Raw genomic sequence first — 23,277 nt, forward strand, 5'->3', positions numbered from 1 at the left:
TTTCATGGCAAGATGAAGGGGCTGGATCCGGGTGGGTCCGGCCCCTTTTCAGGTGCCGAGGTGTGTTCCGGCCTTGGCGTGGTCGACGCCGAAATAGGCCTCGTCCAGCCGCTCGGGGTGGTCGATCAGCGTTTGGGCGCGGCCCGCGTAGCGCACCTTGCCGCCGCGCAGCACCACCGCCTGTTCACTGACGGCGAGGGCCATGTCGGTGAATTGTTCGATCAGCAGCACGCCGACGCCGCGCGCCTTGAGGTCGGTGACCACGCCCATCAGCCGTTTCACGATCAGCGGGGCGAGGCCGAGGCTCATCTCGTCGATCAGCAGGAATTTCGGGCGGCACATCAGGGCGTGGCCGAGCGCCAGCATCTGTTGCTGCCCGCCGGACATGGTGCCGGCCAGCTGCGGCTTGCGCTCGGCCAGCTCGGGGAAGAGGGCGTAGACGTCGCTGAGGGCCGCGTCGAGGCCGCTGTCCAGCAGGGACCCCGCCGCGCGCAGGTTGTCGTCGACCGACAGACGCGTCAGCACGCGGTGGCCTTCGGGCACGGCGGCGATGCCGGCGCGGCGGATCACGTCGGGGCCCTTGCCGGTCAGGTCGGTTTCGCCCAGCAGGACCTTGCCTGCCGTCACAGGCAACATCCCGGCCATGGCGAGCACCAGTTCCGACTTGCCCGCGCCGTTCGAGCCGAGCACGGCCGTGACGGTGCCCTGCGCCAGTTCCAGGTCGACGCCCGAGACCATGGTGCGGCCGCCCGAGGCGACCGAAAGGCCGGTGGTGCGCAGGATCATGTCGCGATCTCCTCGGTTCCCAGGTAGGCGGCCTTGACCTTGGGGTCGGCCAGCACGTCGGACGTCGGGCCAAAGGCGATGCGGCGGCCGAAGTCGAGCACCAGCGTTTCCGCGCAGACCCGCGCGATCAGTTCGACGTCGTGGTCGATGACCAGCACCTGCGCGCCGGTCGCCTTTGGGATCGACAGGATCAGGTCGCCCAGCCTTTGGGTTTCCTCGATCGACATGCCGCCGGCCGGTTCGTCGAACATGATCAGCTTCGGCGCGCCGACCATGCATTTCGCCACGTCGGTCAACCGGCGTTCGAAGCCCGAGAGCTCGGCCCCCATCTTGCCCGCCTTGTCGCCCATGCCGACAAGGTCCAGCATCCGGGCGACCTCGTCCCGCCGGCCGCCCTTGCCGGCGCTGTCGACCTGCACCAGCACGTTGTCGAAGACCGTCAGATCGTTGGCGATCTCTTCGCGCTGGAAAGACCGGCGCAGGCCCCAGCGGGCGCGGCGGTGGGGGGCGAGGGCCATGAGGCTGTCGCCATCCTTGTCGAGCGTTCCGGTGGCCGAGACGAAGCCCGAGAGCACGTTCATCAGGGTCGTCTTGCCGGCGCCGTTGGGGCCGATGATGCCGCTGACGGGCTTGGTGAACTCGGCCGAGACGGCGTTCAGCGCCACGACTCCGCCGAAGCGGACGGTGACATCCGTGAGGCGGATCATGTGGCGGCCTCCTTCTTGCGCAGGACCAGCCCACGCACTTGGCCGGCGATGCCGTCGGGGGCGGTGATGACCGCGTGCAGCAGTCCCGCGCCGAAGATGACGAAGCTGAGGTCCGCATCGACGCCCCAGTTGTTCAGAAGCGCGGGCAGGATGCGGTAGAGCGCGGCGGCGATGACCACGCCGTACCAGTAGCGCGCGCCCCCCACGACGGCGAGGGCGAAGAGCAGGATACTTTCGCTGGCCTTGAAGGTGCCGTCATCGAGCAGCCCCAGCGAACCAGCCAGCAGCCCGCCCGCGACCCCGGCCAGCAGACCGGCGATGCCGAAGGCCCAGGTCTTCATCAGGGTGACATTGACCCCGGCGGCCATGGCGGCGGCCTCGGACCGCCGGATCATCGCCCAGGCGCGGCCGGGGGCGGTGCGGCGGTGCGCCTCGATCAGCAGGAAGCCCAGGGTCACGACGGCGACGGTGTAGCGCAGGTAGCCCTCGGCCGATTGGGCGATCCAGGGGCGGCGGAACGCCTCGGCCGAGCCGGTCTTGACGCCCCAGAACCCTGCGCCCCCGTTCGGAAACTGGAAGGTGGCGAACATGATCTCGAGTCCCCCGGCGGCCATCAGCGTGACCAGCGCCAGGTAAAGCCCGCGCATCCGCAGCGCGGGCAGGGCCAAGAGCCAGCCGAAGCCCATGGTGACGAGGCCCGACAGGACCAGGTTCGCCTCGAACGGCAGGGGCAGGGCGTGGTTCAGCCGCAACATGACCCAGCCGCCGACGCCCATCAGGCCCACCTGCGTCAGCGACACCATGCCAAGGCGGGCATACATGAAGGCGACCCCGGCCAGCGCCAGCACGAAACAACCGGTGGAGGTGAAGACCGACAGCCACAGGTTGCCGGCGATCATGGGGATCACAAGGCCCGCGACGATGGCGAAAGCGATGCCAGCCCAGCCCGAGGGGGTGATGGTGAAAAGGCCCATCAGTCGCGCCCTCCGAACGTCAGCCGCGTCCCGCGCTGCGACCAGAGCAGCACCAGCGCCGCAATGACGAAGGGCGCGATGGGGCGGGCACCCTTGAAGGTGGGCGAGAGGGTCAGCATCGCCTCGATCACGCCCATGGAAAGCCCGCCCAGCAGGACGAGGGCAAGGCTTTCCAGCCGGCCGCAGACGGCGGCGGCGACGGAAGGAATGACCATGAAGGTGATGACCGTGGCCTCGAGCCGGATGAGGTCGGCGAACATCAGCCCGGTGAAGCCTGCGATGACGCCTGCGATGCCCCAGGCGATGGTCTCGACCCGCAGGATCGGGATACCGATCAGCGCCGACAGGTCGCGGTCATTGGCGAGGCTGCGCATTTGCAGGCCGACCTTGGTCTTGGCGAGAAACAGCCAGATGCCGACGACCAGCGCGACCGAGGCGAGGAAGACGATCAGCCGCGTCACAGTGACCTTCAGCCCGAGGAACTCGAACCGCATCTTGTCGGTCGGCAGGGAGATCGAGCGCGGATCGTCGATCCAGAGCCAGCTGACGAGGCCGAGGATGATCAGCGCAAAACCCAGCGTCGCCACCGCCTTGACCACCGTGTCACGCCAGGCAAGGTGCGGCGCGATCAGCCGCCCGTAGGCCAGCGTGATCACCGTCGCCACGGCGATGCAGGCCAGCCAGGCCAACGGCGGCCAGGTGCCCCACTCGACCAGTTGCCAGGCGGTCATGGCGCCTGCCGCCCCCGCGGCCCCGGCCGAAAGGTTCAGCACCCCTGTCGCGCGGTAGAGCACCACCATGCCGATCCCGCCAAGCGCGTAAAGCGAGCCGACGGCAAGCCCGGCGACAAAGAACCGCCCCGTCAACGATAATTTCATCCCCCAGCCGAGCCAGCCGAGGATCAGCACCATCAGCCCGACGTAGAGGAGCCAATTCAGCGCGCGCGCCTGACCCATCTGCCCTGTCCCCTTTTTTGGCCCCGAAAGGCCGGACGCGGCGGCCGGATCCCCATCCGCCGCCGCGCCGGTTCGCCCAGCCGTGCTCAGCGCAGGCCGAGTTCTTTCTCGAGCGCGATATGCGGCTCGAAGAAGGCGCTGTCGTACTCGTAGCACTCGCGGACGATCTCGTAGCCGCCCTCGATGATCTTCACCATGTAGCCGGCGTGGTTCGGCATGTGGAAATCGGCATCGCCCACGTAGTAGGGCCCGCACATCAGGTCGCTTTCCTTGCCGGAAATCGCGCGGATCGCCGCGCCGACCTTGGCGCGGTCATCGACATCGGCCGGGTCCATGTCCAGCAGTGTCTCGGTGAAGAACTTGGCCGACAGGTAGCCGGCCTGGGCGAAGGTGTCGCGCGGGTCCTCGGGCTGGGCATAGGCGTCCATCACCTTGATCCAGTTCTGCGCATCCGGGCCGTTGACCTGGAACGGCGCGAGTTCCGCGTTCACGTAGACATGGCCGTGCCAGTATTCGCCCACCGCGTCGGGGATCGACAGGTCATAAAGCGGCGTCGGCGCGATCCAGTTGAACTCGTCGCGCAGGTCCTGTTCCTCGGCGGCCTTGAGGATCGCCAGCGCCAGGCCCGCGGGCTGGTTGATCAGGATCGTGTCCGCGCCCGAGGCGACGGCCTCGAGCAGGGCCGAGTTCACGTCCGGCGCGCCGGGGTTCAAGAGCGCCATGGAGCCGTCGCCGCCGTTGTCCTTCATGTAGTTGATGGAGGCTTCGCAGGACCAGATCCCGTTGTTGGGGATGTTGAGCCCGATGCAGGCCACGTTGGTCGCGCCCAGCTCTTCGCGGGCGTATTGCACGGCGCCCAGGTTCGACGGCAGCGGGCCCTGGTTGGTCGAGACGATGTTCGAGGTCTCGAAGCATTCCGAGATGGCGCAGGCCGAGGCCATGACCATGATGTCCGCGTCCTTGTAGGTGCCCGCGTTCACGGCCATCTCGATGAAGGACCCGTTGCCCACGAGGGCCACGGAGTCGGTGTCATTGACCAGCTTGGCGGCGGCCTGCGCGGCCAGTTCCGGGTTCCACTGGTCGTTCTCGACGCGGTAGTCGATGGGCCGGCCATGGATGCCGCCGTTCGCGTTCACGCAGTCGAAATAGGCCTTGGCCGCGTCGGTCGCGGCGGAAAAGTCGCCCGGTGCCGCGTTGCCATGGATGCCGCCGACGATGATCGGATCGCCGCTTGCGGCCTCACCGGTCATGGCGCCGCACATCGGGCCTTCGCCGTGGCTGCCGGCCATGGCACCGCTGGCCATGGTCATGCCGGCGAGGGCCGTCGCGGCCCAGAGTCCTGCCTTGAGTTTCATATGTCCTTCCTCCCTTGGACATGGGGGCGGGCTCCTCCGGCCCGTTTCCCCAGGTGTTCCAGCTTCGTGCCGGATTTTGTAACGATCAAGCCGTCACGCGGCACGGGCCGCGCGGGCCTCTGCCGCGATCATGTCGGCCGCTTTCTCGGCGATCATGATGGCGGGGGCATTGGTGTTGCCGCTGACGATGGTCGGCATGATGCTGGCATCGGCGACGCGCAGCCCGTCCACGCCCCGCACCCGCAGGGCCGGGTCGAGCACGGCACCCGGGCCGGTGCCCATCGCGCAGGTGCCGACCGGGTGGTACACGGTGCGCGCCTGGGCGCGGATGTAATCGGCCAGCGCGGCGTCGTCCTGCACGTGGTCGCCCGGGATGATTTCGCTGAGGCCATGGGGGGCAAAGGGCGGCTGGCGCAGGATCTCGCGCGCCAGTTTGACGCCCTTCGACAGTCGGATCAGGTCGCTGTCCTCACGCAAGAGGCCAAGGTCGATGTCGGGCGCGCCCTCGGGGCGGGTGCGGGTGACCGATCCCCGGCTGTCGGGGCGCAGCACGCAGGTGTGCAGGCTGACGCCATGGCCCCATTCGACCATGCGGCCGCGGTGGCTTTTCCGGCCGGGGATGATGTGGAACTGGATGTCCGGCCGGTCCTCTTGCGGCGAGCTGCGCACGAACCCGCCCGCCTCGACCATGTTCGACGCAAACATGCCGCGCCGCCGGGTGATCCAGTTGAGCGTGTCGAGCGCCCGCGCCGGCAGGGCGCGCACCGAGATGCCGTAGGGGGTCGTGGAGCGGCTTTTCGCGATGACCATCACGTCCACGTGGTCTTGCAGGTTCTGCCCGACGCCGGGCAGGTCGCGCAGCACCTCGATCCCGGCGGATTTCAACTGCGCCGCCGGCCCGATGCCGGAGCGCAGCAGCAGGTCGGGCGACCCGATGGCCCCGGCGCACAGCACCACCTCGGCCCGCGCGCCGACCACGGCCTCGCCGCCGTCGCGGTTCAGCACCACACCCGTGCAGCGACCGTTCTCAAGCTGCAACCTTGCCACCTCGGCCCCCGTCATCACGGTCAAGTTCGCGCGCGCCCGGATCGGCGCCAGGAAGGCCGCGCCGGTCGAATGCCGCCGCCCGTCCTTTTGCGTCACCTGGTAGATACCGACGCCCTCGGGCTCGGGCGTGTTGAAATCGGGGCAGGGGCGGACCTGCAACTGCTCCGCCGCCGCGACAAAGGCATGGTCCATGGGCGAGGGGTCGCGCAGGTCCTGCACCGACAGCTCACCGCCCCGGCCATGCCAGGCGTCGTCTATCGCCGCGCGGCCATTGTCCTCGGACCGTTTGAAGTAGGGCAGCACGTCGTCGTAGCCCCAGCCGGTGCAGCCCTGCGCCGCCCATGCGTCGTAATCGGCCCTGTGGCCCCGGATGTAGACCATGCCGTTGATCGCAGAGGACCCGCCCAGCACCTTGCCGCGCGGGATCGAGACGCTGCGTCCGCCCAGCCCCTCCTGCGGGGTCGAGCCGAACAGCCAATTGTGCCTGGGGTCTTTCGTCAGCCACATCACGCCCAGCGGAATGCGGATCAACGGTGAGCGGTCGGCGGGCCCGGCCTCGAGCAGGCAGACCGAGACCTTCGGGTCCGCGCTCAGCCGGTTGGCCAGCACGGCCCCGGCCGAGCCTGCGCCGACGATCACGTAGTCGAACTGGTCCTGCTGCGCCATGTATCCTCCGCGCGCGGGCTGTCGTGCTCTTGGCCTCCACTCCGGGGACACGCCGCGCGCCTTGAGAATAGCTGTCGATTATTTAACATGTAAAGTTGCCCGTCGAGCCATGCTACGCCGTTTCACAGGGTGAAATCCCAGGGGATTGCTATGGCGGGGCGCGCGGCCCATTCCTTGAATACAGGCCTGGAGAAGGGGACGGCGCGCGAGGAGGGCGCGCCGAAGGAGGAGGAGGACCGCAACCAATGGCACCCGTGGCCGTGAACGCTGCATTGATCGGCCCGTTTTCGGGCGGCGGCTTCCTGCGCGCGGCGCTGGGGGCGCTGCCGGGCGGAGGGTCGGTGCATATCGTCACCGGGTCCGAGGCGTTGGCCGAGGCGCTGGGCCTGGCCCGCCACGGGCTCGACGCGGCCGGGCTCGACACGGCGGCGCTCGAGTCCGACCTGGTGCACGAGGCGCTGACCCGGCTGGCCGGCGCGACCGAGGGGCCGCTTGCCATCGACATGAGCTGGTGCCAGGCGCAGGCCGACGGCACCGCCGCCTTCGAGACCTGGGGCGCGCTGGCCGAACGGTTGGCGGCCGAGGGCGTGGGGATCGTCGCGCTCTACAACCACGACCTGATGATCGAGGACCAGCTGCGCGCCGCCATGCAATTGCACCCGCATTTCCTGGCACCCGAAGGGCTGACCGACAACCCGTTCTTCCTGCCGGTCTCCATGCGCGAAGCGGCGACGCTGGACGAGCAGCTGAACTACCTGCTGGGCCGCGCGGTGCCGGGGCTGGCCGGGCTCGACCGGGCGCGCCGGGCCGACCGGGTCGCGGCGCGGGGCGCCGACCCCAAGTGGCTGGAAAAACAGATGAGCCCGCAACCGCTGGGCGCCTCGGCCGAGCGTTGGCACATCCATTGTTTCGGCCAGCTGCGCGTCTATGTCGGCGGCAACAAGCGGGTGAACTGGCAGATCAAGGGCGGCAGCCCCAAGAAGACGAAGACGCTGTTCGCCTACCTGCTTCAGGCGGGTGAAAAGGGCGTCCATGCCGACCGGATCGGCGAACTGCTTTGGCCCGGCGACGGCGACGAACAGACCAAGCGGGCACGGCTGCACTACGCCGTCGCCATGCTGCGCAAGACGCTGGGCGGCAAGGACGCGCTGCTGCGCACGGGCGAATACTACCGGCTGAACATCCCGCCCGGCAGCTGGATCGACATCGCCAGTTTCGAACAGCTCTGCCGCCGGGGGCTGGTGCTGGCGAACGCGGGCCGCGATGCCGAGGCGCTGGAGCTTTTCGCCAAGGCCGAGCGGCTTTATGTCGGCGATCTCTTTGCCGACCTGCCGCAGGACTATGTCGACGACGAATACGACGACTGGTGCTTGGCCCGTCGCACCTGGCTGCGCGAGGTGGCAATCAAGCTGCACCGCGACATGTCGCGCCTGTTACGCAAGGCGGACCGCACCCGTGCGGCGCTGGAACATTGCCAGAAGGCGCTGGGGCTCGACCCCGCCAGCGACGTCGCCCATGCGGAAACGCTGCGGGTCTTCGCGGCGCAGGGCCGGCGCGACGCGCTGACCCGGCAATACAAGCAATACCGCGCCGCCGCCGCCAGCCTCGGCGACCTCTCCGGGCGGGGCGAGATGGACGCGCTGTATCATGAGCTGATGGGGGGGCACGCCTGATCGGCAACGGCAAGGCATTGAAAACAGGTATGAAACATGCACCAAAGAAAAAACAAAGATCGTGCGCTAGCGTGAGTCTCAAGCCGGATACGGCGATTGGGAGGACAATCCGATGACTGCACATGACAGCATCCGCGCGGCGGATGCCTTTGACCCGTTTGACCTGAACAAACCCCACGCCCAGTGGGCCAAGTTTCGGGAAGAGCCGATCTTTTTCCACGAGGACAGCGGCTACTGGGTCGCCTCGCGCTACGAGGATATCAAGGCGATCTTCGACGATTGGAAAACCTTTTCGTCCGAGAACGCGCAGAAACCCATGCGGCCGATGTGCGAGGCCGGGCGCCAGGTGCTCAAGGACGGCGGGTTCACCGCCTATTCGGGCCTGACTGCCCGCGTGCCGCCGGATCACACCCGCATCCGCAAGATCGCGCAGGGTTGTTTCGGCCCCCGCCGCTTCAAGTCGATCGAGCCGAAGATCGAAGAGATCGTTGCGCGCCATCTCGACAAGTTGGAAGAGGCGGGAAAGGACGGCGGCCCGGTGAACTTCTGGGACATCGTGGCCTACCCGGTGCCGGCCTACGTGCTCTTCACCCTCATGGGCATTCCGGACGCGGATGTGCCCAAGATCAAGCGCTACGGCGAGGCGCGGGCCAAGATGACCTGGTCCGACCTGACCGACGAGGAACAGATCCCCGTCGCCCACGACATGGTCGCCTACTGGAATTACATCCACGACCTGCTGGACATGCGCCGCGCCGATCCGGGCGATGACTTCCCCAGCGACCTTTTGCGCCTGCAAGCCGAGGGCGCGGATATCCGCGACGACGAGATCGCGGGCGTGCTTTATTCCACGCTGTTCGCCGGGCACGAGACGACCTCGACCTTCATGGGCAATTACGTGCTGGCCATGGCCGCGCACCCCGAGGCCTGGGAGGCGGTCAAGGCCGACCACAGCCTCATCCCGAACGCGGTCGAAGAGATGCTGCGCTACACCCCGTCGGTCGTCGGCTGGCGCCGCAAGGCGCGCCACGCCAAGACCATCGGCGGCGTGGACCTGCCCGAGGGCGCCGAGATCCTGATGCTGACCGGAGCGGCCAACCGCGACGACAGCCAGTTCCCGGATGGCGAGACGCTGGACATCACCCGCAAGAACGCCCGCACGCACCTGAGTTTCGGGTATGGCATCCATTACTGCCTCGGCTTCCAGCTGGCCAAGATGGAGGCGCAGATCCTCATCCGCCAGCTGGCCGAACGGTTCCCGTCCCTGCGCGTCACTCCGGGCTTCGTGGCGGAATACAATCGCAACATCACCTTCCGTGTGCCGAAATCGGTCATGGTCGAGTGGGACAAGTGAGCAATAAAATGAGTGCGAACGACCTCTACACCCTCGACTTTTCCACCATCGGTGCGGGTGATCATGCCCGCGTCGGCGGCAAATGCGCGTCCCTGGGCGAGATGACCCAAGCGGGCGTCGCCGTGCCGCCGGGCTTTGCCGTCACCACTGACGCCTTTGCCGCCATGCTCGAACACCACGGCCTCAGGGCCGAGATCGAGCGCGCGCTGGCCAATGTCGACCCCGAGGATATCGACAGCGTGGACCGGGCCGCCCAGGCGATCCGCATCCGCATCCGGTCCCACCACATGCCCGCCGACGTCGAGGCCGCGATCCGCGCCGCCTATGCGGAGATGGGCGAGGACATGGCCGTGGCCGTGCGGTCTTCGGCGACGGCCGAGGACCTGCCGGACGCGTCCTTCGCCGGCCAGCAGGACACCTACCTGTGGGTGATCGGCGCCGATGACGTGGTTGCCAAGGTGCGCGACTGCTGGGCGTCCCTCTTCACCACCCGTGCCGTGGCCTACCGCGAAAAGCAGGGCATCGCGCATATCGACGTGCTCATGTCGGTGGCCGTGCAGAAGATGGTCAATGCCCGCGCCGCCGGCGTGGCCATGACGCTTGACCCCGGCACCGGTGACCGCACCCGCATCGTGATCGACGCCTCCTGGGGGCTGGGCGAGATGGTCGTCTCGGGCGTCGTGACGCCGGACAATTACAGCGTCGAGAAGGTGCTGGAAGAGATCATCGACCGCAAGATCAGCGACAAGCACGTGGAGCTGGTGGGCGATCCCGCCCGGGGCGAGGCGGTCGAACGCGAGGTCGACGCGGCCCGCCGCAAGGTGCCCTGCCTCAGCGACGAAGAGGTGATTGCCGTCGCCCGGCTCGCCAAGCGTCTGGAAAAGCAGAACAAGTGCCCGCAGGACGTGGAATGGGCGATCGACGCCGACCTGCCGGCCGGCGAGAACCTGCTGGCCCTGCAATCGCGCCCGGAAACCATCTGGTCGCAGAAGAAGAAAGAAAAGAAATCCAGCTACGCGACAGGGATGATGTCCATCGTCGGCACGCTGACCAACCCCTACGCCTCTCGCGGCTGAGGCGCAGACACCTGCGCGGGCAGGAAGACAGGCCCGCGCCAATAATTCCATTCCCAGGGAGGACAACCGAATGGACGCACAAACCCCGATGTTCCCGAGCCCCTACGAGGTCGAGGCCCCGGCCGGCGCGGAGGACTGGAAGAGCATCTACCCCTATTACGTCCAGTACCAGCCCGAGCGGCGCGCGGAAGAGGAAGGCAAGTTCTGGTTCTGCAACTCGCAGCACTGGCCGACGCCGTTCCGCCCCTTCGACACGATCATGGTCGATTTCGCGACCAAGGGTCTGGGGCAATACAACACCCGTCACCTGCTTGTCCCGCCCGCCAACGGCGTCGATTACCGCATCCTGAACGGCTACGTCTATTTCTCGCCCATCGGCGTCGATCCGTCCGAGATCGAGGCGCGGGTGCCGCAATTCCTGGAACGCGCCGGGCATTACTACGCCAATTGGGACGACCTGCTGGCCAACTGGAAGAAAAAGGTGCTGGCGACCATCGACGAGATGAACGCCATCAGCTTCGATCCGCTGCCCGAGGTGGTGGACGTGGACTGGGTCAAGTCGGGCAAGGGCCTCGACAACACCTATGACCTCTTCAATGCCTATGACGACGCGATCCGGCTTTGCTACAAGACCTGGCAATACCATTTCGAGTTCCTGAACCTCGGCTACGCCGCCTATCTCGACTTCTTCGGTTTCGTGAAGGAACAGTTCCCGTCGATCCCCGACCAGGCCATCGCCAAGATGGTGCAGGGCGTGGACTCTGAGCTTTTCCGCCCCGATGACGAGCTGAAGAAGCTGGCCAAGCTGGCAGTCGAGCTGGGCGTCGCGGACAAGCTCAAGACCGGCACCGTGGACGCGGCGCTGGCCGCCGTGGCCGCAGCCCCCGGCGGGGACCAGTGGATCGCCCAGTGGGAGGCCGCCAAGGACCCCTGGTTCAACTTCACCAGCGGAAACGGGTTCTATTCGACCGACAAGTACTGGATCGACCATCTCGACATCCCGATGACCTACCTGCGCGACTACATCGAGCGGGTCGAGGCGGGCGACGAGATCATGCGCCCCACCGCCAGGCTGCTCGAGGAACGCGACCGCATCGCGGGCGAATACCGCGACATGATGGACGAAGAGGCGCAGGAGGTCTTTGACGGCAAGCTGGGCCTTGCGCGCACCGTGTTTCCTTACGTGGAAGACCACAACTTCTACATCGAGCACTGGGCGCTGGGCGTCTTCTGGCGCAAGATGCGGCAGCTGTCGAACCTGCTCAAGGACCAGGGCTACTGGGACACCGAGGACGGCATGTTCTTCCTGTCGCGCAACGAGGTGCGCGATGTGCTTTGGGATTACGGCTCGAGCTGGGCGATTGGCTGCGGCCAGCAGGGCCTGGCCCATTGGCCGCGCGAGATCGAGCGGCGCCGCAAGATCGTCGACGCGCTGGCGCAGCATTCCCCGCTGCCGGCGCTGAACAACCCGCCCGAGGTCATCACCGAACCCTTCACGATCATGCTCTGGGGCATCACCTCGGATTCGATCAAGCGCTGGGCCGGCTCGGGCGAGGGCGAGGATGGCGCCCTGCAAGGCATGGCCGGCAGCCCGGGTGTCGTCGAGGGCGTGGCGCGCGTGCTGCGCAGCCCCGACCAGCTGGGCGAGCTGCAGAAGGGCGAAGTCCTTGTCACCCCCGTGACCGCTCCGTCCTGGGCGCCGGTCTTCGGCAAGATCTCGGCGGCCGTGACCGACATCGGTGGCATGATGAGCCACGCGGCCATCGTCTGCCGCGAGTATGGCCTGCCGGCGGTGACCGGAACGGGCTCCGCCTCGTCCAAGATCAAGACCGGGATGCGCGTGCGCGTGGACGGCAATGCCGGCACCGTGACCATCCTCGAGGACTGATCTCTCCCCGACTGGGGGCCGCTGCGGCGGCCCCCATCTTTGCCTGAAAGACTTTCCAAGGACCCGTGATGCGAGACCTGTCTCTCTACGACCCGGTATGGCGCGCAGCCGAACCCTACATGCGCGCCCGAAAGAACGACGTGCACATCCCGCTGTCCTTCGCCTGGTGCCAGAAACTGCTGGCCCTCCACCCCGGCGCCGATGCCGACATCTGTTCACTGGCCATCCTGCTGCATGACATCGGCTGGTATTCCATCGACATGGAGCGGATCCTGACCGAAGGCTTCCGGTCGGAAAACTTCCTGACCTCGGACGTGCGCGTGCTGCACGAGATCGAGGGCGTGCGGCTGGGGACCGAGGTGCTGAAGGCCACCGGCTGGTCCGAGGACGTGATCGCGCAGGTCTGCGAGATCATCGACGGCCATGACACGCGCAGCACCCCGCATCACCTCAACGACCGCATCGTGCGCGACAGCGACAAGCTCTGGCGCTACGAGGTGACGGGGATCAGCGTCGCCGCCGACTGGTTCGGCACGACCCCCGGCGGCTACGCGGACCGGATCGAAGGCGAGCTGCACAAGTTCGAAACCGACCACGGCCGCCGCATGGCCGAGGAAGCGCTCGACATCAGCCGCGCCCAGCTCATGCTGCACGTGCTTTAGGATCGCCCGATGGACATGTTCATAGACGGCGCCTGGACCCCGGGCCACGGCGCCCCGATGGAGGTGCGCAATCCCCGCGACGGATCGCTGGTGGACGACGTGCCCATGGGCACGCCTGCCGATGCCGACACCGCCATCCGCTCTGCCGCCCGCGCCATGGAACACTGGCGTCAGGTGCCCATGGCCGACCGAGTGGCACTGCAAAAGAAACTCGCCCAGGCGATGCGCGACAACGCCGACCGGATCGGGCAGCTGCTGCACCTGGAACTCGGCCGCCCGCACGCCGCCTGCGTGGGCGAGATCGCCCGCTCCGCCGACTTGCTGGACATCTACGCCGAAGAGGGCTTGCGCCTCTCGGCCACCATGTCCCTTGGCAGCGCCCCCGGCGAACGCACCGTCGTGACGCGCGAGCCGGTGGGCGTCGTCGTCGCCATCACCCCCTTCAACTACCCCATCACGCTCTTGATGTTCAAACTCGGCGCGGCCCTGATCGCTGGCTGCACGGTGGTCGCCAAACCCGCCGAGGACACGCCCCTGTCGACCCTCGCTCTGGCCGAGCTCTTCCACGCCACCGGCCTGCCTGCGGGCTGCTTCAATGTGGTCACCGGCACCGGTCGCGGCATCGGCGCCGCGCTGGTCGACCACCCGGTGCCGCGCAAGGTCGCCTTCACCGGCGGCACCGCGGCCGGCCGCGCCATCGCCGCCGCCGCGACCGGCACGATGAAACGCCTGACGCTGGAACTGGGCGGGCATTCCCCCGCGCTGGTCTGCGCCGACGCGGACCTTGATCAAGCCGCCGCTGCCATCGCCCGCCATGGCTTCGCCAACACCGGGCAATTCTGCTACCGCGTCAACCGCGTCTACGTGGAACAGGCGGTCTACGAGGACTTCCTCGCGCGCCTCACCCCGTTGGTGCAGAAACTCACGCTCGCCCCCGCCGGCGGCGAGGGCGACCTCGGCCCCCTCGTCAACGCCCGCATCCTCGCCAATTCCATTGCCCAGACCGAAGACGCCCGCGCCAAGGGCGCCCGCATCCTCACGGGGGGCGACAAGCCGCTGGGCGCGGGCTTCGACGCGGGTCATTACTGGCCACCGACGCTGATCGCGGACGCCACGGAGGATATGGCTGTGATGCAGGAGGAAACCTTCGGCCCCGTCCTCGGCATCTCTCCCGTCGCCGACTGGCGCGACGGCCTCGCAAAATCCAACGCCTCGATCTACGGCCTTGCCGCCTTTGCCTTCACGGCCGGCCTCGCGAAAGGGCTGGCGATCTGCGAGGGGCTCGAGGCCGGATCCGTCTGGCTCAACGACATCCAGCGCTCCTCGCATTACGTGCCCTTCGGCGGTATGAAGCAATCGGGTCTGGGCCGCGAAAAGGGCCACTACGGCGTCGAGTCCTACCTGGAATACAAGACAATGTATCTCAGCTACGAGGTTCCGGCCTGATGGATGACAGCGTTTTCCTGCCCCGCGACCTGCCGATGTGGCAGGACGCCAAACCCTACCTCGACGTGCGCAACAACGACGAACACACGATCGTCGCCTACGGCCTGGCGCGCTTCCTGCTGACCCAGATCCCCGAGGCCGACGAAAGCGTGGTCCTGCCCGCGATCCTGCTTCATGACGTCGGCTGGAAGATGATCCCCGAAGACCTGCTGCTGCTCGCCATCGGGCGCCACCCCACGCGGCTTGACCTCGTACGCGACCACGAGCTGGAAGGTGTCAGGATCGCCCGCGAGATCCTGGAACGGCACCGCCCCGAGGGTGTGGACATCGACGCCGTGCTCGAAATTATCGACGGCCACGACACGGTGAAGGAGGCCAGGTCGCTCAACGACGCGGTGATGAAGGATGCCGACAAGGGCTGGCGCTGCACCTGGCACGGGATGCGCACCATCGCCGGCTGGTACGACGTGCCGCTGCACGAGGTGCTGCAGATGCTGCGCGAACGCTCGAACCCGATGATGCTGACGGATGCGGGGCGGCTTTATGCCGAGGCGCAGACCGCCACCATGGCGGCCGAGCTTGAAATCGAGACCTTTCTGGGCCGCGCGCCCGAGCATGGACCGCCACGACGCAAGGAAGGAAAGACCACATGGTGACCGATCTGGGGTTGCAAGGGAAACGGGTGATCGTGACCGGCGCCGCCGGGGGGCTGGGCCGCGCCTTCGCGCTGGCCTTCGCCGGGGCGGGGGCAAAGGTGCTTGTCGCAGACATCAACGCGGGCGGCCTCGGCGAGACGTCCGAGCTGGTCCGCGCCGCCGGCGGGACGGCCCATACGGCGGCGGTGGACGTCACCAGCACCGACAGCTGCCGCGCGCTGGCATCGACGGCGCAGGAGGCCATGGGCGGCGTGGACGTGCTGGTCAACAACGCCGCGCTGTATGGTGGGCTGGAACGCCGCCACCACTTCGACATCGAGGAAGGCGTCTGGGACAAAGTCATGGCGGTCAACGTCAAGGGCGTCTGGCAGATGTCCCGCGCCGTGGCCCCGCTGATGAAGACGGCGGGCGGGTCGATCATCAACATCGCCTCGGCCACGGTGTTCTCGGGGTCGCCGCAATGGATGCATTACGTCGCCTCCAAGGGCGCGGTGATCGCCATGAGCCGGGTGATGGCCAAGGAACTGGGCGGCGACAACATCCGCGTCAACGTGATCGCGCCGGGGTTCGTGCTGACCGAAGCGAGTCTCGCGCAGATCGAGGATGCGAAGACCTACGGCGTCGACCGCGCCGCGCTCAAGCGCAACGCGGAGGTGGAGGACATCACGGGCGCGGCGCTCTACCTCGGGTCGCCCCTGTCGTCCTTCCAGACCGGCCAGACGCTGATCGTCGATGGCGGCAAGCAATTCATCTGAAGGGGAAAACGATGGTCAAGGTGATTTTCATCGAGGAAAGCGGCACCCGCCGCGAGGTGGACGCGACCGAGGGCGAGCCGCTGATGTACGCCGCCAAGGATGCCGAGGTCGAAGGCATCATAGCCGAATGCGGCGGCTCGGCCATGTGCGCGACCTGCCATTGCTACGTGATCGAGGCGCCCGAGGGCAGCCTGCCCGCCCCCGAGGCGGCCGAGGCGGACACGATCGAATTCATGGCCAATGAACCGCAGGAAAACTCGCGCCTGCCCTGCCAGATCACCGTGACCGCCGATATGGAAGGCGCGGTGTTCCAGGTGGCGACGGGGCGGTAAACTTCGGGCGCCTTTGCGTTGCAGGCGTCGGATGCGAGGGGCGCTGCCCCTCGCGCTCCCCGGAGTTTAATTGGCAAGATGAATGAAGGATCCAGTCTTCATCTTGCCGCTAAACTCCCGCCGGAGGCTTTGAATCTGCGCGCGTCAGCGCGCCAGCACCCCGCCATCCACCACGAGCGACGTGCCGGTCATGAAGTCCGATGCGGCCGAGGCGAGCATCAGGAGTGGGCCGGCGATTTCATCTGCTTCGGCGATGCGGCACATGGGGGTGTAGGCGGCCATGGCGGCGGCGGCCTCGTTCGTGCGGGGGCGGCCTTCGGTGCGGAAGAAGCCGGGGCAGAGGGCGTTCACCTGGATGCCGTGGGGGGCGTATTCGGCGCCAAGTTCGCGGGTCAGGTTGACGACCGCGCCCTTGGAGGCCGCGTAGGCGGGCCGCGGGAAAAGGCCTGCGGGGCCGACATGGCCCCACATCGAGGCGACCGGGATCAGCTTGCCGTGCCCCTGCCGCATCATCTGCGCCAGCGCGGGCCGGGCGGTGTTGTAGACGCCGTCGAGGTTGACCTGAGTCACGCGCCGCCAGTCCTCGGGGGCGGTTTTGTGCAGCAGGGTGCCGGGGCGATCCGAGACGCCCGCGTTGGCGACGCAGATGTCGAGGGCACCCCAACGGGCGACGGTACGCGCCACGGCGTCTTCCATCGCGGCCGCGTTGGTGACGTCGGCAGGCAGGGTCAGGACCTCTCCCAACGCCGCGCAGCGGGCGAGCATGTCGGCGTCGCGGTCGAGGCAGGCGACACGCGCGCCGTTGCGCGCCAGTGCGGCGGCCATGGCAAAGCCGAGGCCGGCGGCAGCGCCGGTGACCAGCGCCGCGCGGCCCGCGACCGAGAAGACCGGATCGCTCATGCCGGGGCTTTCAGGAGATCGGCGAAGGTCTCGAGCGTCGGCAGGACCTCGTGGGCGCGCTCGCCCTCGGGGAAGGACGCGAACATCGCCGCGTCCGAGATGCCGGTGGTCACGCCCACGGCATGGGCGCCGGCGCGGCGGGCCATGCGGATTTCCAGCTTGGGGTCGTCGCCGATCACCACCATCTCGGACGGATCCGCGCCGGTGAGGGCCGCGACCATGTCGAGCCCCGCGGTTTCGGGCTTGCCGAAGACGGTGACCTTCTGGTCCGTCGCGTTCTCGAGCGCCGCGGCGATGGCGCCCGAGATGCCAAGCATCCGGCCCTTGCTGGACGCGAAATAGGGCGCGACCGAGCCGGCGAAGGGCTTGGCGCCGTCCCAGACCGCCTGCACCACCGCCTCGAGTTCCGTCGCGCCGAAATCGCGGGTGTAGCCCAAGAGCACCGCGTCCACGGGGCCGGCGTCGGGGGTGGGGGCGACGATCTCGATCCCTGCCTCTGCGACCGGCACCGTGGTGCCGTCGCCGCCCATGACCATGATCCGGGTGTAGCCCATGTCGCGCAGCCGCGCGGCGGCGACGGCGGCGGGGGTCAGCAGGAAGCCGGGCTCGATCCTTATCCCCGCATCGGCCAGCAGCGGGTAGTAATGCGCGGGCGGGAAGAAGGTGCCGTTGGTATAGGCCACGACCCGCGTGCCGGCGGCGCGGCAGGCGGCGATCGCCTCGATTGCGCCGGGCAGGGCGGTGAACGTCCCCTCGGCCTTGTTCATCAGGGCAAGCGTGCCGTCGATGTCGAAGATGGCGGCTTTCCAGCGCATCATGTCTCTCCGTTCAGTTTGAGCGCGAGGCCCGGGGTTTCGATCCGTGCACGGGCCAGCCTACGCCTGGCCGGGGCGTAGCGGTCTGCGGCCTTGGGCGCGGCCATCAGGGCATCCACCTGGTCGGCGGGCATGACGGGGTGCGGCAGGAACGCCTCGTCGGCCAGGTGGCGGCCGATCTTCCCGCGCAGCGCGTCGAGCGTGGCAATGTGCGGCTCGGCCTCCGGTTCCTTCGCGCGCTTGGATGAGCGGTTGCGGTCCTCGACCTCATCGCTCATCGGCAGGCCGACGCGGCCGCGCAGGCAGCGCGTGACCGTGCCGGGGACGGTGACGTCGCGCGCGGTCCCGATGACGTTCAGCAGCGCCATGGTGCCGACGGCCCGGGAAAAGGGCGTGACCATGACCCTGTGGCCGAGGTCGCTCATCCTGTCCTCCCCAAGGCAATGCATGCGGCCGGAGGCTAGGCAGCAGCCTAAGCGCGCTCAATCACGCGCCTTGGGGCGTTTCACCCTGTGAAACCGGATCGGGACGGGCGAGGCGGCGGGCGATCTCTTCGGCCGCTTCCATCGCCGGCTTGGCGAAGACCGCGATCGCCCGCTCGCGCGTGAAGGCGCGGCGCGACCAGGTGATGTTGATCGTGCCGGGCACGTGTTGCCCAAGGCGGATCGCCACCCCCAGGGAATCGCGCTTGTCGTCGATCCTGGCGCGGGGCTCGTCGAAATCGCCGCCGAAATCGGGATCGCGCAGCCCGTAGCCCGCCGCACGCGTCTCGTCCAGCGCGCGGGCCACGTAATCGGCGCTGCGGGCCAGCCGGTCGCCGGGGTTGTCGGACCGGCGCAGGCGGTCCAGGATCGCCTCGCGGATCGGCGCCTCGCACCAGGCCAGGAAGGCCCGGCCCGAGGCGCTGCGCAGCATGTTCACGCGGAAGCCAACCGGCCCCAGCGGCATGTTGTCGATATAGGCGCGCGAGGCCGAGGTCTCGATCACCTCCATATGCGTCAGGCGCGGCACGGCCAGGACCGAGGGCCATTTCACCGCATCCGCCAGCTGCGCCAGCACCGGGCTCGCCACCTCGGTCAGCTCGCTTTCGCGGTCCATCCGGCCGGCCAGTTCGGTCAGCGAATAGGACGGCACGTAGGCATCGTCGACCATGCGCTGCCAGACCACGCCCTGTTCGCGCAGCGTCTTGAGGATGCGCAGCAGCGACGGCTTGGGAATACCCGACAGGCGATGCAGGTCGTGCAGGGTCAGCGCGCCGGAGGTCTGCAGCAATTGCAGCACCTCGAGCCCGCGCGCCAGCGACCGGATCGACTTGACCTGCAATTGCTTCATTCCCGGCCCCTTGCCAAATCCGTGCGCCTTGCCCCATCCTGCCCCGAACCGAGGGGGGATGAAAGATGAGCGAGGAGATTCACGAGGGCGGCTGCCAATGCGGGCAGGTGCGCTATCGGACCACGGGCCAGCCCGAAAAGGCGGCCGTCTGCCATTGCCGCTACTGCCAGGCGCGGACCGGCAGTGCCTTTGGCGTGTCGGCCTATTTCAACGAAGGCAATGTCGAAATCCTGTCGGGACAGATGAAGGATTACAGCTTCGTCACCGAGTCGGGGCGCGATTTCACCACGCATTTCTGCCCCGATTGCGGGACCAACGTGATGTGGACGCTCGAGGTGTTTCCGGGGCTGCGCGGAATCGCGGGCGGCAGTTTCGATCCGCCGACCTTCTGGTTCGACGTCAAGCGCGAGGTCTTCGCGCGGGGCAAGGCGCCGTTTGTCGAGCTGTGCCTCGAGGACTCGTTCGAGACCTCGTCGAGCTATGCGCCTGTCTCCGTGAACGGGGACTAAAGCAACAGGTCCGACAGGGCGCGGCAGAACACCCGCGCGCCGGGTTCGATCAGCGCGTCGGGAAAGTCGTAATCGGGCGCGTGCAGGACCGGGCAATCGGGGCCGGACCCCAACAGGAACATGGCCGATGGGGCGTGCTGGCCGAAACGGCCGAAATCCTCGCTCGCCCGCATCGGCAGGGGGAAGGTGGCGCGGGGCAGGGCTTCGGCGTCGATCGCGGCGTCCAGCACGGCCACCGCCTCGGGGGCGTTGTCGCAATGGTCGAAGATGTCGTGGTAGGTGACCCTTGTCCCCAGCGGCCCGGCGGCGGCGGCGACCATCGCCTCGGCTTCGGCCACCAGCGCGGCCATGGCATCGTCGTGGCGGGTGCGCAGGGTGGCCCAGAGCTCTCCGGTGCCGGGGGCGATGCCGAAGGCGGGTTCCCCGACGCTCAGATGCGTGATGGTGACAAGGCGGAAGCCTTCGTCCTCAGGGCCCTGTTCGCGCGCCAGCAGGGGCATTTCCAGCGCGAGGCGCGCCAGCGCGGGCGTGGGCGGCAGGCCAGTGGCGGGGTCCGAGGCATGGGCCGTGCGGCCCGTCAGCCGGATGCGCATCCCGCGCGAGGCGCAGTTCATCGCGCCCGGGGCCAGCCGCACATGGCCCAGCGGCATGCCCGGCATGTTGTGCAGCGACAGGGCAAGGTCGTACCGCAGCTGCGCCATCCTTGGGTCGGCCAGAACGGCGGCAGACCCGGCGCCGGTTTCCTCGGCCGGTTGGAACAGCAGGATGGCGCGGCCGCGCGCGGGGCGGTTGCGGCCCAGCCAGCGGGCCACTGCCAGCAGGATCGCCATGTGCCCGTCGTGGCCGCAAAGATGCGCGACGCCGGGGATCTGCGATGCCCAGTCCGGCGCGCCGGTCTCGACGATGGGCAGGGCGTCAAGCTCGCACCGCACCAGCACCGACGGCCCGGGCGCGCCGCTGTCCCACACCGCCGCCACGCCGTGGCCGCCCAGGCCAGTGACCACGCGGTCCGGGTGTGCCGGCCCCAGCTCGGCCACCACGCGGGCGGCGGTGCCGGCTTCGGCCCCGGACAGCTCGGGTGCGCGGTGGCTCGCGCGGCGCCAGGCGGTCAGGCGGGCAAGGTCGGTGTCGGGCAGGGTGATCGGCATGGCTCCTCCGGGTCTCATGGCCCCAGCCTAGCAAGCCGCGCGGCGCGGGCAAGACGCTGGGCGAGATCGTTGCACTGCGCAACGATCTGTGGCTCTCTGGCCGCCAGCAGGAGGGAGCGCCCATGACCAAGACAATCCTCGTGATCGGCACCTACGACACCAAGGACGACGAGCTGCATTACATCTGCGACCGCATCCGGGCCCTGGGCGGCGCGGTGCTGTCGATGGACGTCAGCGTGCTGGGCGACCCGTCGCAGCCCACGGACATCTCGAAACACCAGGTGGCCGACGCGGCGGGCAGCTCGATCCAGGACGCCATCGACGCAGGCGACGAAAACCACGCGATGCAGATCATGGCGCGCGGCGCGGCGCGGCTGACGGCCGAGCTGCAGGCGGCGGGCCGGATCGACGGCATGATCGGGCTGGGCGGGTCGATGGGCACGGACCTGGTGCTTGATTGCTGCCAGGCGCTGCCGCTGGGGGTGCCGAAATACGTGGTCTCGACCATCAGCTTCTCGCCGCTGATCCCGCCGGACCGGCTGGCGCCGGATGTGCAGATGATCCTCTGGGCGGGGGGCCTCTATGGTCTGAACTCGGTCTGCAAATCGTCTCTGAGCCAGGCGGCTGGTGCCGTGCTGGGCGCCGCGCAGGCGGCCGAGCCGCCGCGTCGCGACAAGCCGGTGATCGGGATGATGAGCCTTGGCTCGTCGTGCCTGACATACATGAAGCTGCTGAAGGAGCCGCTCGAGGAGCGCGGCTTCGAGGTCGCCGTGTTCCACGCGACGGGCATGGGCGGCATGGCCTTCGAGGCGCTGGCCCGGCAGGGCTATTTCGCCGCCGTGCTGGACCTGGCGCTGCCCGAGGTGGGCAACCTGATGGTCGGCTCGGTGGTCAATTCCGGCCCTGACCGGCTGCTGGGCGCGGGGGCCGTGGGCATACCGCAGATCGTGGCGCCGGGCTGCGCGGACCTGATCGACTATGCCGGCTGGCAGGAGATCCCCGAGACCTATGCCGACCGTCCCTTCCACGCGCACAACCGGCTGATCAAGTCCTCCGGTTTGTCACCCGACGAACGCCGCGCGCTGGTGCGTGACATCGCGCAGCGGCTGGGGCAGGCGCAGGGGCCGGTGCATTTCGTGATGCCGCTCCAGGGGGTCGAGGAATGGGACAAGCCCGGTGGCCCGGCCCATGACCCCGAGGGGCTGTCCGCGATGGTGGACGAGGTGCGGAAGGTGGTCACGTCGCTGACCGAGGTGGACGCGCATATCAACGATGCGGCTTTTGCCGAGGCGGTGCTGGCTGTGCTGGATGGCTGGATCGCCGAGGGAGTGGTGAAGACGGCGGTGTGAGGGGTGGGACCTGAACAGGGCAGGACGCAGAGAGCTATCGACCCTATCGCGGTCAACCCGCATCAGCAGACCTTCACCCGCGTCCCCCACTCGGTACATCGCGCCGCCAGACCTTCCGGCAACTCGGCATCGGTATAAAGCGCATCCACGTCCGCCAGCGACCCGATCCGCGCCGGTGCGGGCCGGCCCAGCTTGCTGTGATCGGCCACCAGGAAGACCCGGCGCGAACGGGCGATGATCGACTGGCTCACCGCCACCTCCTCGATGTCGAAATCGAGGATGTCGCCCGCGTCATCCAGCGCCGAACAGCCGATCACGGCGTAGTCGAACTTGAACTGCCGCACGCTTGCCTCGGCCAGCGTGCCGACCAGCGCCCCATCCGAGGGGCGCAGCGTGCCGCCGGTCACGATCACCTTGGCCGTCGCCGCCAGCCGCGCCGCCACGTTCATGTTGTTGGTCACCGCCAGCAGGTCCGCGTGCCCGGTCAGCGCCTCGGCCACCGCCTCGGTCGTGGTCCCGATGTTGAGAAAGACCGACGCGCCCCCCGGCAGGTCGCGCGCGACGGCCCGCGCGATCGCCTGCTTGCCTGCCGCGTTCAGCCGCGCGCGTTCGCCATGCGCGATGTTGGCGGTGCCCGAGGCCGGGATGGCCCCGCCATGCACCCGCTCGAGCAGGCCGTCCTCGGCCAGCTCGGCCAGGTCGCGGCGAATGGTCTGCGGCGTGACGCCGAACCGCGCAACCAGCCCGTCGACGGTCACCTGGCCGCTGTGGCGCGCCTCGGCGACGATCTGCGATTTGCGAAAGCTCTGCGCCATCCCGGTCCCTTTTCGACCTGACTAGCCGCAGGCGCGGAACGCGGCAAGAATTTTCGTTTCTGTTCGCTATGGCTGG

The 23,277-nt window shown here is 68.2% G+C and carries 23 protein-coding genes; 11 read left to right on the forward strand and 12 right to left on the reverse strand.

Features of this window, described 5'->3' with window-relative positions:
* Nucleotides 1–48: 48 nt before the first annotated feature.
* The 6 genes from MF270_RS01780 to MF270_RS01805 form a co-directional block, all read right to left on the reverse strand.
* Nucleotides 49–786, reverse strand: coding sequence for an ABC transporter ATP-binding protein (locus MF270_RS01780; RefSeq protein WP_238364130.1), 738 nt, complete (start codon nucleotides 784–786; stop codon nucleotides 49–51).
* A complete protein-coding gene (locus MF270_RS01785; RefSeq protein ID WP_238364131.1) occupies nucleotides 783–1,493 on the reverse strand; it encodes an ABC transporter ATP-binding protein in 711 nt (236 codons plus the stop codon). Before MF270_RS01785 ends, MF270_RS01780 begins: the two co-directional genes overlap by 4 nt.
* Nucleotides 1,490–2,467 (reverse strand): branched-chain amino acid ABC transporter permease, encoded by a 978-nt coding sequence (locus tag MF270_RS01790; protein ID WP_238364132.1) that lies wholly within the window; start codon nucleotides 2,465–2,467, stop codon nucleotides 1,490–1,492. The genes MF270_RS01785 and MF270_RS01790 overlap by 4 nt, the downstream gene beginning before the upstream one ends.
* A complete protein-coding gene (locus tag MF270_RS01795) occupies nucleotides 2,467–3,423 on the reverse strand; it encodes a branched-chain amino acid ABC transporter permease (protein ID WP_238364133.1) in 957 nt (318 codons plus the stop codon). The genes MF270_RS01790 and MF270_RS01795 overlap by 1 nt, the downstream gene beginning before the upstream one ends.
* Nucleotides 3,424–3,509: 86 nt before the next feature.
* Entirely contained in the window at nucleotides 3,510–4,778 is a 1,269-nt protein-coding gene (locus MF270_RS01800; protein WP_238364134.1) for an ABC transporter substrate-binding protein, read from the reverse strand.
* A 93-nt stretch (nucleotides 4,779–4,871) separates the two neighbouring features.
* Nucleotides 4,872–6,491, reverse strand: coding sequence for a GMC family oxidoreductase (locus MF270_RS01805; protein ID WP_238364135.1), 1,620 nt, complete (start codon nucleotides 6,489–6,491; stop codon nucleotides 4,872–4,874).
* A 245-nt stretch (nucleotides 6,492–6,736) separates the two neighbouring features.
* Between MF270_RS01805 and MF270_RS01810 the strand changes: the two genes are divergently transcribed.
* The 9 genes from MF270_RS01810 (at nucleotide 6,737) to MF270_RS01850 (ending at nucleotide 16,333) form a co-directional block, all read left to right on the forward strand.
* Nucleotides 6,737–8,164, forward strand: coding sequence for an AfsR/SARP family transcriptional regulator (locus MF270_RS01810; RefSeq protein WP_238364136.1), 1,428 nt, complete (start codon nucleotides 6,737–6,739; stop codon nucleotides 8,162–8,164).
* 112 nt (nucleotides 8,165–8,276) lie between these two features.
* Nucleotides 8,277–9,518: a cytochrome P450 gene (locus tag MF270_RS01815; RefSeq protein WP_238364137.1), complete on the forward strand. Its 1,242-nt coding sequence runs from the start codon at nucleotides 8,277–8,279 to the stop codon at nucleotides 9,516–9,518.
* An 8-nt stretch (nucleotides 9,519–9,526) separates the two neighbouring features.
* Nucleotides 9,527–10,594, forward strand: a complete 1,068-nt coding sequence (locus MF270_RS01820) for a PEP/pyruvate-binding domain-containing protein (RefSeq protein WP_238364138.1) — start codon at nucleotides 9,527–9,529, stop codon at nucleotides 10,592–10,594.
* A gap of 70 nt (nucleotides 10,595–10,664) precedes the next feature.
* Entirely contained in the window at nucleotides 10,665–12,482 is a 1,818-nt protein-coding gene (locus MF270_RS01825; protein ID WP_238364139.1) for a PEP-utilizing enzyme, read from the forward strand.
* A gap of 68 nt (nucleotides 12,483–12,550) precedes the next feature.
* Nucleotides 12,551–13,144 carry an HD domain-containing protein gene (locus MF270_RS01830; protein ID WP_238364140.1) on the forward strand — a complete coding sequence of 198 codons (594 nt, stop codon included), beginning with the start codon at nucleotides 12,551–12,553 and terminating at the stop codon, nucleotides 13,142–13,144.
* 9 nt (nucleotides 13,145–13,153) lie between these two features.
* Nucleotides 13,154–14,590, forward strand: a complete 1,437-nt coding sequence (locus MF270_RS01835) for an aldehyde dehydrogenase family protein (RefSeq protein ID WP_238364141.1) — start codon at nucleotides 13,154–13,156, stop codon at nucleotides 14,588–14,590.
* A complete protein-coding gene (locus MF270_RS01840; RefSeq protein WP_238364142.1) occupies nucleotides 14,590–15,246 on the forward strand; it encodes an HD domain-containing protein in 657 nt (218 codons plus the stop codon). The genes MF270_RS01835 and MF270_RS01840 overlap by 1 nt, the downstream gene beginning before the upstream one ends.
* Nucleotides 15,240–16,001: an SDR family NAD(P)-dependent oxidoreductase gene (locus MF270_RS01845; protein WP_238364143.1), complete on the forward strand. Its 762-nt coding sequence runs from the start codon at nucleotides 15,240–15,242 to the stop codon at nucleotides 15,999–16,001. The genes MF270_RS01840 and MF270_RS01845 overlap by 7 nt, the downstream gene beginning before the upstream one ends.
* A gap of 11 nt (nucleotides 16,002–16,012) precedes the next feature.
* Nucleotides 16,013–16,333 carry a 2Fe-2S iron-sulfur cluster-binding protein gene (locus tag MF270_RS01850; protein ID WP_238364144.1) on the forward strand — a complete coding sequence of 107 codons (321 nt, stop codon included), beginning with the start codon at nucleotides 16,013–16,015 and terminating at the stop codon, nucleotides 16,331–16,333.
* Nucleotides 16,334–16,477: 144 nt separating this feature from the next.
* Here the strand turns inward: MF270_RS01850 and MF270_RS01855 are convergent, their stop codons facing one another.
* The 4 genes from MF270_RS01855 to MF270_RS01870 all read right to left on the reverse strand — a co-directional run bounded on the left by MF270_RS01855 (nucleotide 16,478) and on the right by MF270_RS01870 (nucleotide 19,380).
* Nucleotides 16,478–17,233: an SDR family NAD(P)-dependent oxidoreductase gene (locus MF270_RS01855; protein ID WP_238364145.1), complete on the reverse strand. Its 756-nt coding sequence runs from the start codon at nucleotides 17,231–17,233 to the stop codon at nucleotides 16,478–16,480.
* Nucleotides 17,230–18,048 carry an HAD-IIA family hydrolase gene (locus tag MF270_RS01860; protein ID WP_238364146.1) on the reverse strand — a complete coding sequence of 273 codons (819 nt, stop codon included), beginning with the start codon at nucleotides 18,046–18,048 and terminating at the stop codon, nucleotides 17,230–17,232. Before MF270_RS01860 ends, MF270_RS01855 begins: the two co-directional genes overlap by 4 nt.
* A complete protein-coding gene (locus tag MF270_RS01865) occupies nucleotides 18,048–18,473 on the reverse strand; it encodes a hypothetical protein (RefSeq protein ID WP_238364147.1) in 426 nt (141 codons plus the stop codon). Before MF270_RS01865 ends, MF270_RS01860 begins: the two co-directional genes overlap by 1 nt.
* Nucleotides 18,474–18,534: 61 nt before the next feature.
* The gene (locus MF270_RS01870; RefSeq protein ID WP_238364148.1) at nucleotides 18,535–19,380 is read right to left on the reverse strand and encodes a helix-turn-helix domain-containing protein; all 846 of its coding nucleotides are present in this window, start codon (nucleotides 19,378–19,380) and stop codon (nucleotides 18,535–18,537) included.
* 65 nt (nucleotides 19,381–19,445) lie between these two features.
* Here MF270_RS01870 and MF270_RS01875 point away from each other — a divergent pair, with 65 nt between their 5' ends.
* Entirely contained in the window at nucleotides 19,446–19,889 is a 444-nt protein-coding gene (locus MF270_RS01875; RefSeq protein ID WP_238364149.1) for a GFA family protein, read from the forward strand.
* Here the strand turns inward: MF270_RS01875 and MF270_RS01880 are convergent.
* The gene (locus MF270_RS01880) at nucleotides 19,886–21,037 is read right to left on the reverse strand and encodes an amidohydrolase (protein ID WP_238364150.1); all 1,152 of its coding nucleotides are present in this window, start codon (nucleotides 21,035–21,037) and stop codon (nucleotides 19,886–19,888) included. The genes MF270_RS01875 and MF270_RS01880 overlap by 4 nt on opposite strands.
* A gap of 122 nt (nucleotides 21,038–21,159) precedes the next feature.
* Between MF270_RS01880 and MF270_RS01885 the strand changes: the two genes are divergently transcribed.
* Nucleotides 21,160–22,386 carry a Tm-1-like ATP-binding domain-containing protein gene (locus tag MF270_RS01885; RefSeq protein WP_238364151.1) on the forward strand — a complete coding sequence of 409 codons (1,227 nt, stop codon included), beginning with the start codon at nucleotides 21,160–21,162 and terminating at the stop codon, nucleotides 22,384–22,386.
* A 62-nt stretch (nucleotides 22,387–22,448) separates the two neighbouring features.
* On the opposite strand, the gene MF270_RS01890 is transcribed toward MF270_RS01885, so the two are convergent.
* Nucleotides 22,449–23,201, reverse strand: coding sequence for a DeoR/GlpR family DNA-binding transcription regulator (locus MF270_RS01890; RefSeq protein ID WP_238364152.1), 753 nt, complete (start codon nucleotides 23,199–23,201; stop codon nucleotides 22,449–22,451).
* Nucleotides 23,202–23,277: the final 76 nt, after the last annotated feature.

It is taken from the genome of Mesobacterium pallidum (assembly GCF_019966535.1).
Lineage (GTDB): Bacteria > Pseudomonadota > Alphaproteobacteria > Rhodobacterales > Rhodobacteraceae > Mesobacterium > Mesobacterium pallidum.

Bases quoted from the DNA above. Each gene is read 5' to 3' on its own strand.
- MF270_RS01780 (WP_238364130.1), bottom strand. From the start codon at position 786: ATGATCCTGCGCACCACCGGCCTTTCGGTCGCCTCGGGCGGCCGCACC.
- MF270_RS01785 (WP_238364131.1), bottom strand. From the start codon at position 1,493: ATGATCCGCCTCACGGATGTCACCGTCCGCTTCGGCGGAGTCGTGGCG.
- MF270_RS01790 (WP_238364132.1), bottom strand. From the start codon at position 2,467: ATGGGCCTTTTCACCATCACCCCCTCGGGCTGGGCTGGCATCGCTTTC.
- MF270_RS01795 (WP_238364133.1), bottom strand. From the start codon at position 3,423: ATGGGTCAGGCGCGCGCGCTGAATTGGCTCCTCTACGTCGGGCTGATG.
- MF270_RS01800 (WP_238364134.1), bottom strand. From the start codon at position 4,778: ATGAAACTCAAGGCAGGACTCTGGGCCGCGACGGCCCTCGCCGGCATG.
- MF270_RS01805 (WP_238364135.1), bottom strand. From the start codon at position 6,491: ATGGCGCAGCAGGACCAGTTCGACTACGTGATCGTCGGCGCAGGCTCG.
- MF270_RS01810 (WP_238364136.1), top strand. From the start codon at position 6,737: ATGGCACCCGTGGCCGTGAACGCTGCATTGATCGGCCCGTTTTCGGGC.
- MF270_RS01815 (WP_238364137.1), top strand. From the start codon at position 8,277: ATGACTGCACATGACAGCATCCGCGCGGCGGATGCCTTTGACCCGTTT.
- MF270_RS01820 (WP_238364138.1), top strand. From the start codon at position 9,527: ATGAGTGCGAACGACCTCTACACCCTCGACTTTTCCACCATCGGTGCG.
- MF270_RS01825 (WP_238364139.1), top strand. From the start codon at position 10,665: ATGGACGCACAAACCCCGATGTTCCCGAGCCCCTACGAGGTCGAGGCC.
- MF270_RS01830 (WP_238364140.1), top strand. From the start codon at position 12,551: ATGCGAGACCTGTCTCTCTACGACCCGGTATGGCGCGCAGCCGAACCC.
- MF270_RS01835 (WP_238364141.1), top strand. From the start codon at position 13,154: ATGGACATGTTCATAGACGGCGCCTGGACCCCGGGCCACGGCGCCCCG.
- MF270_RS01840 (WP_238364142.1), top strand. From the start codon at position 14,590: ATGGATGACAGCGTTTTCCTGCCCCGCGACCTGCCGATGTGGCAGGAC.
- MF270_RS01845 (WP_238364143.1), top strand. From the start codon at position 15,240: ATGGTGACCGATCTGGGGTTGCAAGGGAAACGGGTGATCGTGACCGGC.
- MF270_RS01850 (WP_238364144.1), top strand. From the start codon at position 16,013: ATGGTCAAGGTGATTTTCATCGAGGAAAGCGGCACCCGCCGCGAGGTG.
- MF270_RS01855 (WP_238364145.1), bottom strand. From the start codon at position 17,233: ATGAGCGATCCGGTCTTCTCGGTCGCGGGCCGCGCGGCGCTGGTCACC.
- MF270_RS01860 (WP_238364146.1), bottom strand. From the start codon at position 18,048: ATGCGCTGGAAAGCCGCCATCTTCGACATCGACGGCACGCTTGCCCTG.
- MF270_RS01865 (WP_238364147.1), bottom strand. From the start codon at position 18,473: ATGAGCGACCTCGGCCACAGGGTCATGGTCACGCCCTTTTCCCGGGCC.
- MF270_RS01870 (WP_238364148.1), bottom strand. From the start codon at position 19,380: ATGAAGCAATTGCAGGTCAAGTCGATCCGGTCGCTGGCGCGCGGGCTC.
- MF270_RS01875 (WP_238364149.1), top strand. From the start codon at position 19,446: ATGAGCGAGGAGATTCACGAGGGCGGCTGCCAATGCGGGCAGGTGCGC.
- MF270_RS01880 (WP_238364150.1), bottom strand. From the start codon at position 21,037: ATGCCGATCACCCTGCCCGACACCGACCTTGCCCGCCTGACCGCCTGG.
- MF270_RS01885 (WP_238364151.1), top strand. From the start codon at position 21,160: ATGACCAAGACAATCCTCGTGATCGGCACCTACGACACCAAGGACGAC.
- MF270_RS01890 (WP_238364152.1), bottom strand. From the start codon at position 23,201: ATGGCGCAGAGCTTTCGCAAATCGCAGATCGTCGCCGAGGCGCGCCAC.